The 14,916-nt window shown below is 72.5% G+C and carries 6 protein-coding genes; 1 reads left to right on the forward strand and 5 read right to left on the reverse strand.

What is annotated here, in order from left to right; genetic code table 11:
- Nucleotides 1-4 precede the first annotated feature (4 nt).
- The 3 genes from prfB to P3T39_RS18175 all read right to left on the reverse strand — a co-directional run bounded on the left by prfB (nucleotide 5) and on the right by P3T39_RS18175 (nucleotide 4,511).
- Entirely contained in the window at nucleotides 5-1,123 is a 1,119-nt protein-coding gene (gene prfB, locus P3T39_RS18165) for a peptide chain release factor 2 (protein ID WP_280698861.1), read from the reverse strand.
- 35 nt (nucleotides 1,124-1,158) lie between these two features.
- Complete coding sequence (locus P3T39_RS18170; RefSeq protein ID WP_280698863.1) at nucleotides 1,159-2,481, reverse strand: serine/threonine-protein kinase; 1,323 nt, start codon at nucleotides 2,479-2,481, stop codon at nucleotides 1,159-1,161.
- Between the two features lie 158 nt (nucleotides 2,482-2,639).
- Complete coding sequence (locus P3T39_RS18175; protein WP_280698866.1) at nucleotides 2,640-4,511, reverse strand: serine/threonine-protein kinase; 1,872 nt, start codon at nucleotides 4,509-4,511, stop codon at nucleotides 2,640-2,642.
- A gap of 352 nt (nucleotides 4,512-4,863) precedes the next feature.
- Between P3T39_RS18175 and P3T39_RS18180 the strand changes: the two genes are divergently transcribed.
- Complete coding sequence (locus P3T39_RS18180) at nucleotides 4,864-7,722, forward strand: FHA domain-containing protein (protein WP_280698868.1); 2,859 nt, start codon at nucleotides 4,864-4,866, stop codon at nucleotides 7,720-7,722.
- Between the two features lie 184 nt (nucleotides 7,723-7,906).
- Here P3T39_RS18180 and P3T39_RS18185 read toward each other — a convergent pair whose 3' ends face one another.
- On the reverse strand, nucleotides 7,907-12,853 hold the full coding sequence (locus tag P3T39_RS18185) for an NAD-glutamate dehydrogenase (RefSeq protein WP_280698870.1): 4,947 nt from the start codon (nucleotides 12,851-12,853) through the stop codon (nucleotides 7,907-7,909).
- A 349-nt stretch (nucleotides 12,854-13,202) separates the two neighbouring features.
- Nucleotides 13,203-14,828, reverse strand: a complete 1,626-nt coding sequence (gene pruA / locus P3T39_RS18190; protein ID WP_280698926.1) for an L-glutamate gamma-semialdehyde dehydrogenase — start codon at nucleotides 14,826-14,828, stop codon at nucleotides 13,203-13,205.
- Between the last annotated feature and the right edge of the window lie 88 nt (nucleotides 14,829-14,916).

The raw sequence follows: 14,916 nt of genomic DNA on the forward strand, positions 1-14,916 counted from the left end.
CGCTTCAGCCCTGGCTCTCGGCGATCTCGCTCTGCTTGCGCCAGCGGATACCGGCCTCGATGAAGCCGTCGATGTCGCCGTCCAGCACGGCCTGCGGGTTGCCGACCTCGTACTCGGTGCGCAGGTCCTTGACCATCTGGTACGGGTGCAGAACGTACGACCGCATCTGGTTGCCCCAGGAGCTGCCGCCGTCCTTGAGCGCGTCCATCGCCGCCCGCTCCTCCAGACGGCGCCGCTCCAGCAGCTTGGCCTGGAGCACGTTCATCGCCGAGGCCTTGTTCTGGATCTGCGAGCGCTCGTTCTGGCAGGAGACCACGACGCCGGTCGGCAGGTGGGTGATCCGGACCGCGGAGTCGGTGGTGTTGACGCCCTGGCCACCGGGGCCGGAGGCGCGGTAGACGTCGATCCGCAGGTCTCCCTCGTCGATGTCGACGTGGTCGCTCTGCTCCACGACCGGGAGCACCTCGACACCCGCGAAGGACGTCTGGCGGCGGCCCTGGTTGTCGAAGGGCGAGATACGCACCAGGCGGTGGGTGCCCTGCTCGACCGAGAGGGTGCCGTAGGCGTACGGGGACTTCACGCTGAAGGTCGCGGACTTGATGCCGGCCTCCTCCGCGTACGAGGTGTCGTAGACCTCGGTCGGGTACCCGTGCCGCTCGGCCCAGCGCAGGTACATGCGCATCAGCTGCTCGGCGAAGTCGGCGGCGTCCACGCCACCGGCCTCGGCACGGATGTTGACCAGGGCCTCGCGGGCGTCGTACTCACCGGAGAGGAGAGTACGGACCTCCAGCTCCTCGACGGCCTTCTTGACCGACTGAAGCTCGTTCTCGGCCTCGGCGCGGGTGTCCGCGTCGTCCTCGGACTCGGCCAGCTCGAACAGGACGGACAGGTCGTCGACGCGCCCGCGCAGGGTCTGCACCTTGCGCAGCTCCCCCTGCAGGAAGGAGAGCCGGCTGGTCACCTGCTGCGCGTTGGCGAGGTCGTCCCACAGGTTGGGGGCGGCTGCCTCCTCCTCCAGGCGTTCGATGTCGGCCCGGATCTTGTCCAGGTCGAGGACGGCCTCGATCGACCCCATGGTCGTTTCGAGGGACTTGAGCTCTTCGGAAGGATCGACGGCTGCCACGTATCCAAGACTAATGGTTCCGCGAGGGAGCTCGGCTACAACCCGGGGATCACCGGCGCATGCAAGGGACTCAAGGCCGCCTGGATGCTCCGTACCTGGGCCGCCGCGCCCACGCGACCGCCCTCCCTGGCACCGCCGCGCCCGCCCCCGCCCCTGCCGTCGCCGGAGGCGAAGGCCGCGTACGCGGCCGCCGCGCCCGCCAGCAGCAGCACGAGAGCGATCAGCACCGCGATCGTCCGGCGCCGCCGGACCAGCGCCCGGCGGCCCTTGCGGTGCACGTGGGGGGCGACACTGCGCTGGGCGTGCGACTCGGCCGCGTACGAGGCCAGCTCGTTCGGGGAGGGGCGGCGCAGGCTGGTGTGGGTGTCCCGGGTGGAGTCCGGGGAGGGGCTTGGCACCAGCGGTACCGCAGGGCCTCGGCGGCGCCGATGGGTGCCGGGGCCCGAGTCGGCCTCGGCATAGACCGCCTCGCCGGGCGTGAGCGCCTCCTCGGCGGGCGGCTGGCCCTGCGCGGGGAGGGCCAGCGGCGGCAGCTCGCCGAGCAGCGGGAGCTGCTCGCGCAGGCGTTCGGCGAGCTCGGCGGCGCGCAGCCGGGAGGCGGGGGCCTTGGCGAGGCACTCGGCGATGATCCGCCAGAGGCCGTCCGGCAGGCCGGGTACGGGCGGCACGGACTCGGTCACATGGCGGCGCAGAACGGCTCCGGTGTGTCCGCCGCCGAAGGGGGTGAAGCCCGCGAGCACCTCGTACAGCACGGTCGCCAGGGCGTAGATGTCGACGGCGGCCCTGGGCTCCAGGCCCTCGATGATCTCCGGGGCGAGGTAGTCGGGGGTGCCGATGATCCGGGTGGCGCGGGTGCGGCGGGGGGCGTCGACCAGTCGGGCGATGCCGAAGTCGGTGAGCTTGGCGCGCGGGGCGCCGCCGGGTCCCGGCGGGGCGGCGAGGTCGAGCAGGACGTTCTCCGGCTTGACGTCGCGGTGGACGATCCCGGCCGCGTGGGCGGCCGCCAGGCCGTCCGCCACGTCGGCGATCACCGAGACGGCGTGCTGGGGGGTGAGGACGCCGTCGCGCTCCAGCCGGGTGCGCAGGTCGGTGCCCTGCACCAGGTCCATCACCAGGGCGAGATCGCTGCCGTCGACCACCATGTCGTGCACGCCGACCACCCGGGGGTGGTCCAGGCTGGTGAGGGCGGTCCGCTCCTGGACGAAGCGGCCGACGAGTACCTGGTCGGATGCCAGGTCCTCGCGCAGCAGCTTGACTGCCACCGGCCCGTCAGGCCCCTCGCCGAGCCACACGGTCCCCGCGGAACCCCGGCCGATCACCTGGTGGACGGTGTACCGGCTGCCGATCTTGCGTGCCAATGCTGCTCCGTGGGCTCGATAGGTCGGTGCTCGGCGACCAACCTACGCGCCTCGGAGCCCTCCGAGAGACGCCGGGAGGGCTCCGAGGGACGCCAATTGACGAGAAATATCGTGAATTGTCGACAAAGCGCCAAAGTCGCGAACTGCCGGGGCGTCAGCTAGCCGGTGTACCTGCCGACCCAGTCGCTCACGCTGGTGTACCAGTGGTGCACGTTGTCCCAGTAGTGCGGCAGCGGTGTGAAGTTCCACAGCGCCACGGCCGCCACCGCGAGGATCAGCAGCACCATCAGACAGCCCTTGAGGCAGCCGAGCCCGGGGATGTACATCCGGTTCGGGCTGCGGCGGCGCGGCTCACGCGCGGGCGGCGCCTCGCGGCGGGGCTCGCGCTCCCGGGGCTCGCGCGGCTGCGGGGCCGGCGGCTCGGCCCTGCGCGGCGACTCGGGCTCGGCCCGACGGGCCGGCTGCGGCGCGGGGGCGGGCCGAGCGGGCGGCGGGTACGCCTGCGGATAGCCCTGCCCGGACCTCGGCGGCTGCTGGTACGGCTGCGGCGGCTGGTAGCCCTGCGGCTCCTGGTACTGCTGTCGGCCACCGTACGGCTGCGGCTCCTGGCCGCCCTGGTTGGCACGGTAGGGCGGCGGGGCGACCGGCGGCCGCTGGGCGTAGCCGGGGTTCGGCTGCCGCTCCTGCGGCGGCCGGCCGTACGGCTGGGCAGGCGGCTGCTGGCCGGGCCGGGGGGCCTGGTACGGGCGCGGGGCGACCTGCGGGGCGGCCAGCTCCTCGGCGCCGAGGTAGCCGATCTCGGTCTGCTGGTTGCGGTCGCGGGCGGCCCGCAGCTGGGTCTGCCACGGGTGCGGCGTCTCGGCCTGCGGCGGCCCTGCGGGAGCCGGGGGCATCGGCGGCATCACCCGGGTCCGGTCCGGCGCGCCCGCCGGGGTGCCCATCAGCTGCGTACGGTCCTCGGCACCGGCCGGGCCGCCGCCCATCAGCTGGGTGCGCTCCTCGGCGCCGAACACCTGGGTGGCGGCCGCCGGGCTGTAGCCGCCCGCGCCCGAGGGCAGCACCTGGGTCGGGTCCGCCTCGCCGAAGGGGGCTGCGGCTTCGAGCCCGGCGGTCAGCAGCGGGTCGGGCAGCAGCAGGGCGCCGACCTCGATCGCCGCATCCACCGCCGCCGGGGAGGAGTGCACGCCGATCCCGGCGGCGACCACCCGCAGGGCGTGCGCCAGCGAGACGGCGCTCGGGCGCTCGGCGGGGTTCTTGCGCAGGCAGCGCTCGATCACCGTCCAGACCGGCTCGGGCATGGTGCGCGGGCGCTGCGGCTCCTCGCGCAGGTGGGCCTGGAGGATCGCCACCGGGCTGTCGCCCTGGAACGGCGGGCGCCCGGTGACCAGCTCGTACAGCATGATCCCGGCGCCGTAGACGTCCACGGCCGCGGTCTGCGGGCGGCCGTCGGCGGACTCGGGGGCGACGTACGCCGGGGTGCCGACGAACTCGTGGGTGCGGGTGGTGCCCGGGGAGTCGGCGAGGCGGGCGATGCCGAAGTCGGTGAGCATCGGATGCATCTGCTCGGCACCGTCCACGGTGACGGTGGCGAGCAGCACATTGGCCGGCTTGAGGTCGCGGTGGACGATGCCGTCGGTGTGGCTGGCGGCCAGCGCATCGGCGATCTGGGCCATCAGCAGCGCGCCCGCGACCGGGCTGAAGGGGCCGTTGGTGCGCAGGTAGCGGTAGAGGTCCGGGCCCTCGACCAGGTCCATCACCAGGGCGAGCAGCTCTCCCTCGACCACCAGGTCGCGGACCCGGACGACGTTCGGGTGGGTGAGCCGCAGCAGGACGGAGCGCTCGCGCAGGAAGCGCATCACCACATCCGGGTCGGCGGCCAGCTCCTCGCGCAGTATCTTGATCGCGACCGGCCGCCCCGGCTCGATCCCGGGTACGGCGGCGTCCTCCCGCACCAGGGCGCGCCACACGGTGCCGGTGGCTCCGCGCCCGAGGGTCTCCTCAAGCAGATACTTGCTGCCGACTGGCCGCACCTGTGACTCTCCCTAGCTTGCCCTCCATCGGGCAGGAGGGGCCCATTCGCGACCGGGCTGCCGGGCCCGTGTTTTCGGCAACTCTAACGGTGAGCGCACGGCTTTGAGAGGCAGTGGCCGAGCCGTGCCGCCGAGAGCGCACAGGGAGCCTCGGGGGTCTCCCCTAGGGGTCGGGGAGGGGGACAGGTTGACCTGACTGCCCGTCGGCTCCACCATGGCGATCATCGCAAGATCGTCAAATCCGGTACCGGGCGCGCACTGTCGGTCCCGGGTGGCAGGATGGCATGCGCCACACGTGTGACGGCAAGCGAGGGCACGGCGTCGGCACGACGAGCAGAAGGGACCGGGCGAGATGCAGATCCGGCTGACCGTCCTCCGACCGCGCAGCGGCTCGGCCGCCGCCTCCTCGGTCACCGCCGGATGGGCCACCGACGTGCTGGTCACGGCCCCCGTCGGTACGGCACTCGGCACCGTCGCGGGCGCACTCGCCGGTGCGGTGGGCGTGCGCGGGCCGCGCTCCGCCACCCATGTGCACCTGTACGCGGGCACCCAGCGCCTCGACGACCAGGCCCTGCTCGGCCACCCCCCGCTGCTGGACGGCGCCGTCCTCTGCCTCAACGAGCCCGACCCCGACGCCGACGAACCGGCCGACGGCACCGCGCCCGAACTGCGCGTCGTCGGTGGTCCCGATGCGGGCGGCGTGCACCGGCTGCACGGCCAGGAGATCCAGGTCGGCCGCTCCAGCCAGGCCGACGTACCGCTGGACGACCCCGACGTCTCCCGGCTCCACCTCGCCCTGCACCTCGGCCCCGACGGCCGGGTGACGGTCCGTGACCTGGGCTCCACCAACGGCACCACCGTGGACGGCCGGTTCCTCCGCGGCGCCGCCGCCGACCTGCCCGACGGCGGGCTGATCCGCCTCGGCGAATCCACCCTCCAGGTCGCCAGGAGCGACGCGGCCCGGGCCACTGCGGGCCCGCACGCAGATCTGGGGGAGATTTCAGGGGCGCCCCGGCAGGCCGTACCCGACGGGCAGGGCCGCCTCCAGCTCGCCCCCGCACCACCCGCCAAGGCCCTTTCCGCCGAGCCGCCCGCGCCCGCCGCCACCGAAGCGCCCTCCCCCGGCGGCCGCGCCCGAGCCCTGCTCTCCCGTACGCTCGGCCGCTCCGCCACCGCCGCCGACAGCCAGCCCAGCGCCGCCCGGCAGCACGCCGCCGCCCGGCTGCGGCAGACCGCCGCCCAGCGCGAGCGCTGGCCCGACCCGGCCGGTCTGCTGCTCACCGCACTCGGCACCGGGCCCCGGCTCTGGGAGCGCGGCCCCGCCCACCCCGACGCGCTCACCCTCCGGCTCGGCACCGCCGACAGCCCCGGCGGCCCCGGCACCGCGCCCGGCACCGTGCTGCCCGCCGTCCCCGTCACCGTCGACCTGCGAAGCTCCGGCAGCCTCGGCCTGGCCGGGCCGCGCGCCCGGCTCACCGGGCTGGCGCGCGCCGCCGTCGCCCAGCTCGCCGCCCTGCACCCGCCGAGCAGCCTGAACCTGGTGCTGCTCAGTGCCGACGAAACCCGCACCGCCGACTGGTCCTGGGCCCTGTGGCTGCCGCATCTGCGGCCCGCCCACGGGCAGGACTGCCGGCTGCTGGTCGGCTTCGGCCCCGAGCAGGCCGAAGCCCGCCTCGCCGAACTCACCGCCCTCTCCGCCCTGGATGCCGCCGCGGCCCCACCCGCCACCGTCCTGGTGCTGGACGGCGCCCCGGGCAGCCCCGCCGCCCGCAGCGCCCTGGAGCTGCTGCTCGCCCGGGGCCCGGCCGGGCGGGTGTTCCCGGTCTGCCTCGCCGAGCGCCCCGAGGAGCTGCCGCCGGGGCTCGGCGCCACCGCCGTCATCACCGGCGAGGTCGCCACCCAGCTCACCCTCGCCCGGCCGGTGCCCGCAGGTGCCTTCGCCGGAGCAGCCGGGCGGGAGGTGATCGAGGAGGTGTCCCTGGACGCCGTCTCCGCCGCCTGGGCCGAGCGGCTCGCCCGCGTCCTCGCCCCGCTCACCGAGTCCTCCCCCGCCAGCCGGGGCCCGCTGCCGGACGCGCTGCGCCTGCTCGACCTGCTGCGGCTGGACACCGTCACCCCCGCCAAGCTCTCCGCCCGCTGGGCCGACCTGCCCGCCAGCCCAGGCACCGCCACCGCCCTGCTCGGCACCAGCCGCGACGACCACTGCACCATTGATCTCACCGACCCCGACCTGGTCGGCCCCCAGCCCTTCGGTTCCGGCGAGGCCACGGGCCCGCACCTGCTGATCGGCGGCGCCAAGGGCGCGGGCAAGACCGAGCTGCTGCGTACGCTGCTCGCCTCGCTCGCCGTCTCCGAACGGCCGGAGCGGCTGCGCATCACCGTCATCGAGGCCCGGGGCCCTGTCGGCCCCGACGACTCGTCCGGCCTGCGCAGCTGTACCGACCTGCCGCATGTGACGGAACATCTGGACGCCGCCGCCGAACCCCGGCAGGCCCTGCTCACCGCCGAATCCCTGCTGGACGAACTCGCCCACCGCGAGTCCGTCCTCGGCGGACTCGACTTCACCTCCTGGCACACCACCCGCGCCCTCGGCGGTACACCCGGCGTCTCCCTGGTGACGGCGGGCGGCCCGATCGGCCCGGTCACCACCGCCGCCGCCCTGGCCACCGCACCCCGGGCGGGGGCCGACAGCCAGCCCGCCGCACCCGCCCGGCTGATCGTGGCGGTGGACGACTACGAGGCGCTGCTGGCCCCCACCTCCCCGGCCGGCCGGCCGCTGGCGCGTGCCCTCGCGGCCGTCGCGCAGCGCGGCGGGCGCCTCGGGGTGCACCTGGTGGTCACCACCGGCGCGCCCGAGGAGACAGCGGGTACGGAGGTGGACGAGGCCGCCTCCCTGCGGATCGCCCTGCGCACGGCCGAGCCCGCCGACTCCGACCTGCTGATCCACCTCGGCGACGCCGCCGCCCTTACCGAGGACACCCCCGGACGGGGCTACCTCCGCCGCCCCGACGGCGGAGTGACGGCCTTCCAGACCGCCAGGGTCAGCGGCCGCATCCCGCGCACCGCCACCCTGCGCCCGACCGTCGTCGCCATCGACCCCGCACAGCTCGGCGCCCCGCCGACCCGCCGCCCGGTCCGCGAACTGGGCAACGGCCCGACCGATCTGGCCCTCCTCGCCAGCGCCCTCCAAAGAGCCGCCACCCAGCCCTGAGCCGGCCCCGGGGAAAGGCAGCCGCGCTGGGGCCACGGAGAGGGCTTTCTCGGGGGCGCGAGGAGGCTTTCTTCAGAGTCCCGCGCCCCTGAAGAGCTCCCCCTTGCCCCTGAAAGGCCCCCACGCAAACGCCGCGAGGGCGGCACCGGAAGGAACCGGTGCCGCCCTCAGCGTGCTGTCATGCTCAGCGCATCGAGCCCGTGCGCAGCAGCGTACGGATCACCCGCATCGCGACGGAGAGGCTGGACAGCTCGTAGTTGTCCGAACTCCTTATGTCGTCCAGGGTGGTGCGCGCCCGGCCCAGCAGGGTGCTGTTGATCTCGGCCCAGGCCTCGTACCGCTCCTCGGGGGTGGCACCCTCGGGGCCGCAGGCCAGGATGTCGGCGGTCAGCGCCGAGTGGGCCGCGAACAGGTCCTCGCGGATGGCCGCGCGGGCCATCGAGGACCAGCGGTCGGTGCGGGGCAGGTCGATGATCCGGTCCAGCAGGTGGGTGATCTGCAGGCGGTCGGCGAGGTCGTAGTAGAGCTCGGCGACCTCGGCGACCTGGGCGCCGGAGCGGTCCGCGACCTCGACCATGTCGAGGGCCGGGAAGGTCGAGGAGAGGCCCGCGATCCTGGTGGCCAGGCTCTCGCGGACACCGGCCTCGGCCAGCTCCTGGTAGACCGACTCGAACCACACCAGGTCCTCGCCGCGCAGCGGCTTGGGCAGGCTGCCCCAGACCTGGTCGACACCGTCGCGGAAGAACTCGATGGTGCCCGCGATGTCGAGCGGCTGGCGCCGGTTGTTGAGCATCCAGCGGGTGGCGCGCTCGACCAGGCGGCGCGAGTGCAGCCGCATCTTGGTCTGGATCCGGGCCGGCACCCGGTTGTCCAGGGCCTCGACCTCGTCCCAGATGTCCTCCAGGCTGAAGACGGCGCGCGCCGCGGTGTGCGAGCGGGCGATCTCCGCCATGGTCGCCCCGGTCTCCTCGCGGAGGCGGAAGGCGAAGGTGCAGCCACCGCGGTTGATCGTGTCGTTGACGATCAGGGTGGTGATGATCTCCCGGCGCAGCGGGTGCTTGTCGATCGCATCGGCGAAGCGGGTACGCAGTGCGGTCGGGAAGTACTCGTGCAGCGTGCTGCGGAAGTACGGGTCGTCGGGCAGGTCGGTGGCGAGCAGCTCCTCGGCCAGCACGATCTTGGTGTACGCGAGCAGCACGGACAGCTCGGGCTGGGAGAGCCCTCGCCCGGACTGCTGGCGCTCGCGGATCTGGCGCTCGGAGGGCAGGAACTCCAGGGCCCGGTCGAGCTGGCCGTCCGCCTCGTAGCGGTTGATCATGCGCGAGTGCACGTTGACCAGGCTGTGCGCCTGCTTGACGGCGTTGGCGAGGACCACGTTCTGCGCGTAGTTGTTGCGCAGGACGAGCCGGCCGACCTCGTCGGTCATCTCGGCGAGCAGCGCGTTGCGCTGCTTGATGGTCATGTCGCCGTCGGCGACCACCTGGTTGAGCAGGATCTTGATGTTCACCTCGTGGTCCGAGGTGTCCACACCGGCCGAGTTGTCGATGAAGTCGGTGTTGATCCAGCCGCCGGTGCCCTCCGGGCCGCCGACCGCCGCGTACTCGACCCGGCCGAGCTGGGTGCAGCCGAGGTTGCCGCCCTCGCCGACGACGCGGGCGCGGACCTGGGCGCCGTTGACGCGGATGGAGTCGTTCGCCTTGTCGCCGACCTCGGCGTTGGTCTCGCTGGTGGCCTTGATGTAGGTGCCGATGCCGCCGTTCCAGAACAGGTCGACGGGCGCCTGCAGGATGGCCTTCATCAGCTCGGCCGGGGTGAGCCGGCTCTCCGCGATGCCGAGGGCCGCGCGGACCTGCGGGGTCAGCTGGATCGACTTCGCCGACCGGGGGTGCACCCCGCCACCGGCGGAGATCAGGGACTTGTCGTAGTCGTCCCAGGAGCTGCGCGGCAGGTCGAAGAGCCGGCGGCGCTCCGCGTAGGAGGTGGCGGCGTCCGGGTTCGGGTCGAGGAAGATGTGCCGGTGGTCGAAGGCGGCGAACAGGCGGATGTGCTCGCTGAGCAGCATGCCGTTGCCGAAGACGTCACCGGACATGTCGCCGATGCCGACCACGGTGAACTCCTGCGACTGGGTGTCCACGCCCAGCTCGCGGAAGTTGCGCTTGACGGACTCCCAGGCGCCGCGCGCCGTGATGCCCATGCCCTTGTGGTCGTACCCGGCGGAGCCGCCGGAGGCGAAGGCGTCGCCGAGCCAGAAGCCGTACGACTCGGCCACACCGTTGGCGATGTCCGAGAAGGTCGCGGTGCCCTTGTCGGCGGCGACGACCAGGTAGGTGTCGTCCTCGTCGTGGCGGACCACGTCGCGCGGGTGGACGACCTGGCCGCCCTTGAGGTTGTCGGTGATGTCCAGCAGCGCCGAGATGAAGGTCTTGTACGAGGCGATGCCCTCGGCCATCCAGGCGTCGCGGTCCACCGACGGGTCCGGCAGCTGCTTGGCGACGAAGCCGCCCTTGGCGCCGACCGGGACGATCACGGTGTTCTTGACCATCTGGGCCTTGACCAAGCCGAGGATCTCGGTGCGGAAGTCCTCGCGCCGGTCGGACCAGCGCAGACCGCCGCGGGCGACCTTGCCGAAGCGCAGGTGCACGCCCTCGACCCGGGGCGAGTAGACCCAGATCTCGAAGGCCGGGCGCGGGGCCGGCAGGTCTGGGATGGCCTGCGGGTCGAACTTCATCGAGACGTACGAGGGCCAGTTGCCCTCGCTGTCGTGCTGGAAGAAGTTGGTCCGCAGGGTGGCCTTGATCAGGTTGAGGAAGGAGCGCAGGATGCGGTCCTCGTCCAGCGAGACGACCTCGTCCAGGGCACCGGCCAGCTCCTCCAGGATGCCCTCGGTCAGCTCCGCGGCGCCCTGCTGGTGGCCGGGGCTGAGGCGGGCCTCGAAGAGGTTCACCAGCAGCCGGGTGGTGTGGGTGTTGTTGCGGAGCGCGTCCTCCATGTAGTCCTGGGAGAAGGTGCTCCCGGCCTGGCGGAGGTACTTGGCGTAGGCGCGCAGCACCATGGCCTGGCGCCAGGTCAGCCCGGCGGTCATGACCAGCTCGTTGAAGCGGTCGTTCTCGGCCTTGCCGGTCCAGGTGGCCGCGAAGGTCTCCTGGAAGCGCTCGCGGGCCTCGTCGGTGAGGCCGGTGACCTCGCGCAGCCGCAGGCCGAAGTCGACCACCCAGGCGGTGGAGCCGTCGGCGCGGGTGAGCGCGTAGGGGTGCTCGTCGAGCACCTCGACGCCCAGGCGCGAGAGCACGGGCAGGACCTCGGTGAGCGAGATCGGGCCGCCGACCCGGTAGATCTTGAAGCGGCGCTCGTCGTCGCCCGCGCCGACCGGCTGGTACAGGTTGAGGCGGAAGTCGCCCTCCCCGCTCAGCGACTCGATCTGCTTGAGGTCGGAGACCGCGGTGCGCGCGGTGAAGTCGGCGCGGTAGCCGTCGGGGAAGGCATTGGCGTACTTGCGGCCCAGCTCGGAGGCCTTCTCCTCGCCCAGCTCAAGGTGCAGCTGGTCGTGGAAGCCGTCCATCCAGAACCGGGCGGCCTCGGCCAGCTTGGCCTCGATCCGCTCGACGTCGGCGTCGGAGAGCTGCGGCAGCTCGCTGCCCTTGGCCACCCGGACCACCAGGTGGAGACGGGTGAGCACGGACTCGGTCGAGTAGATCGTGTAGTCGATCGCGTCGCCGTTGAGCTCATCCTTGAGGATCGCGGTGAGCCGCTCGCGGACCCGGGTGTTGTAGCGGTCGCGCGGCAGGTAGATCAGCGCGGAGAAGTAGCGCCCGTACTCGTCCTGGCGCAGGAACAGCCGCAGCCGGCGGCGCTCCTGCAGGTAGAGCACGCTGGTGGCGATGGAGAGCAGCCCGGCGGCCGGGGTCTGGAAGATCTCGTCCCGGGGGAAGGTCTCCAGGATCTGCAGCAGGTCGCGGCCGTCGTGGCTCTCGCTGCTGAAGCCGGAGTCGGCCAGCACCTCCTGCACCTTGCGGCGGACCACCGGGATCCGGGTGACCGACTCGGTGTACGCGGCGGAGGAGAACAGGCCGAGGAAGCGGCGCTCACCGATCACCTCGCCGTTGGCGTCGAACTTCTTGACGCCGACGTAGTCCAGGTACGCCGGGCGGTGCACGGTCGCACGGCTGTTGGCCTTGGTCAGCACGAGGAGCTTCTTCTCGTGCGCCTTGGCGCGGACGGGGGCGCTCAGGCGGCCGAAGGCCTCGCTGACCGGGTGGTGGTCGGTGTCGTGGCTGAGCGGGTCGGAGCGCAGCACGCCCAGGCCGGTGCCGGGGACGGCCCGCAGCACCTCCTCGCCCTGGTGCTCGGCCAGGTCGTACTCGCGGTAGCCGAGGAAGGTGAAGTGGTCGTCGGCCAGCCAGCGCATCAGCTCCCAGGCCTCGCCGACCTCCTGCTCGGGCAGGTGGGCCGGGGGCTGCTCGGCAAGCTCGTCGGCGAGGCGCAGCGCGGAGTCACGCATCTTCGACCAGTCCTCGACGACCTCGCGGACGTCACCGAGGATGCGGCGCAGGTTGGACTCGATCGAGCGGAGGTCCTCGCGGTCCGTCTCACGGTCGATCTCGATGTGCATCCACGACTCGACCACGGCGTCGGCCGGCCACTCGGCCCCGGCGGCCTTGCTGCGCGAGCAGGCGTCGATGTCGAGGATCTCCAGCAGCTTGCCGGTGATGTCACGGCGGACGGCCAGCTGGGGGTGGATGACCACATGGATGCCGCGGTCCTCGCGGGTCAGCTCGTTGGTGACCGAGTCGACCAGGAAGGGCATGTCGTCGGTGACCACCTCGACCACGGTGTGGCCGCAGGACCACCCGTTCTCTTCGACGGTCGGGGTGTACACCCGGACCTCGGCGGTGCCCTGGGGCCGCTTGAGCCCGAGTCGGTAGTGGGAGGCGGCCGCACCGTAGACGTCGACCGGATCCCGGTCGATCAGGTCCTCGGGCGCGGTGTGGAGGTAGTAGTGGTGCAGGTATGCGGTCAGAGCACCGTTGCTCAGACCCTCCCCTGGCGCCGCTCCCCCCACCTGGCTGTTCTCAGCGGCTGCTGCTGCCTTCGTGAGCAGTTCGGCCTTGGCTGCGTCCAGCTTGGTCTGCATGGCTGTCTGGCTCCTGTCGCGCGCCGTTGCGTGACTCGGTGGTGTCGGGTGTGCACCGCCGGGTCTGTCTGCAATCTTCCCTCATGATCCAGATTCCGCCCTAATGCGCGGAACGAAAGATGCTCATGCCACGCATGAGATGCCTCTCGTCTGGGTACATGAGGTCATTTGGCCTGTGATGCCAAACCCGACGACGCCAGCCAGCCTAGCCGCCGGAAACGAAGGTGTCAGGGGACATGGAGGCACAAACTCAGAGGAAGATCGATCCGTCCTGGACATCTTGTCCAATGTGCCCCGTCCACGTGTCAGGCTCTGTCAGGTTCCGACCGCGCCCGGTGCCGGGAAACGCTCAGCCCATGTGCGGGTAGCGGTGGTCGGTCGGCGGTACGAAGGTCTCCTTGATCGAGCGCGCCGAGGTCCAGCGCAGCAGGTTCTGCGCCGCACCCGCCTTGTCGTTCGTCCCGGAGGCGCGCCCGCCGCCGAAGGGCTGCTGCCCGACCACCGCGCCGGTCGGCTTGTCGTTGATGTAGAAGTTTCCCGCGGCGAACCGCAGCCGCTCCACCGCCCGGGCGATCGCGGGCCGGTCCTGGGCGATCACCGCCCCGGTCAGCCCGTACGGCGCCCCGGTGTCCACCAGCTCCAGCGCCTCCTCCCAGCGGGCGTCCTCGTAGATGTGCACGGCGAGAATCGGACCGAAGTACTCGGTGTGGAAGATCTCGTCGCGCGGGTCCGAGGAGACCAGCACGGTCGGCCGCACGAAGTACCCGATGGCGTCGTCGTACTGGCCGCCGGCCGCCAGTTCCACCGAGGGCACCCGCTGGGCCCGGTCGATCGCCGCCCGGTTCTTCTCGAAGGCCCGCCGGTCGATCAGGGCGCCCATGAAGTTGCTCAGGTCGGTGACATCACCGACCGTCAGCGCGTCCACCTCGGCCAGGAACTCGTCCCTGATCCGCTGCCACAGACCGCGCGGCAGATAGGCCCTGGACAGCGCCGAGCACTTCTGGCCCTGGTACTCGAAGGCGCCCCGGAGCATCGCGGTCCTCAGCACCGCCGGGTCGGCCGAGGGGTGCGCCAGCAGGAAGTCCTTGCCGCCGCTCTCGCCGACGATCCTCGGGTACGTCCGGTACGAGCCGATGTTGGCGCCGATGCTCTGCCAGAGCGACTGGAAGGTCCGGGTGGAGCCGGTGAAGTGCAGCCCGGCGAGGTCGGGGTCGGCCAGCGCCACCGCGGAGAGCTGCTGTCCGTCGCCGGTCACCATGTTGATCACGCCGGGCGGCAGGCCCGCCGCCTCCAGCAGCCGCATCAGGTAGTACGCGGAGAGCGTCTGCGTCGGGGACGGCTTCCAGACCACGGTGTTGCCCATCAGCGCGGGGGCGGTCGGCAGATTGCCCGCGATCGCCGTGAAGTTGAAGGGCGTGATCGCGTAGACGAAGCCCTCCAGCGGGCGGTGGTCCGTCCGGTTCCACACCCCCGGCGAGGAGGCCGGCTGCTCGGCCAGCAGCTGCCGGGCAAAGTGCACATTGAAACGCCAGAAGTCCACCAGCTCGCACGGGGCGTCGATCTCCGCCTGCTGGACCGTCTTCGACTGGCCCAGCATGGTCGCCGCCGCGACCGTCTCCCGCCACGGACCGGCCAGCAGATCGGCTGCCCGCAGAAAGACCGCCGCCCGGTCGTCGAAGGAGAGCGAGCGCCACCCGGGCGCGGCCGCGAGCGCCGCGTCCACCGCCAGCCTGGCGTCCTTGCTGGTCGCGTTCCCCAGGACGCCCAGCCTGGCCGCGTGATGGTGCGGCTGGACCACCTCGATCCGCTCACCGCCGCCGAAGCGCTGTTCGCCGCCGATCGTCATCGGCAGCGGGATCTGCTCGGCGGCCAGCTCGTCCAGCTTCGCCTCCAGCCTGGCCCGCTCGGGGCTGCCCGGGGCGTAGGAGTGCACCGGCTCATTGGCCGGGGCCGGCACCTGGGTCACTGCGTCGATGGGCATGCTGGGCTCCGATCGGTCCGGGTTCGTCCGGGGTCGCTCCAGACTGACCAGCCGGGCCCGACCGGGCCCCGGTGACACGCCG

This window comes from Kitasatospora sp. GP82 (assembly GCF_029892105.1).
Classification (GTDB): domain Bacteria; phylum Actinomycetota; class Actinomycetes; order Streptomycetales; family Streptomycetaceae; genus Kitasatospora.

What these genes read in the sequence shown, in the direction of transcription:
- P3T39_RS18180 (WP_280698868.1), top strand. Translation starts at nt 4,864, where the DNA reads ATGCAGATCCGGCTGACCGTCCTCCGACCGCGCAGCGGCTCGGCCGCC.
- P3T39_RS18185 (WP_280698870.1), bottom strand. Translation starts at nt 12,853, where the DNA reads ATGCAGACCAAGCTGGACGCAGCCAAGGCCGAACTGCTCACGAAGGCA.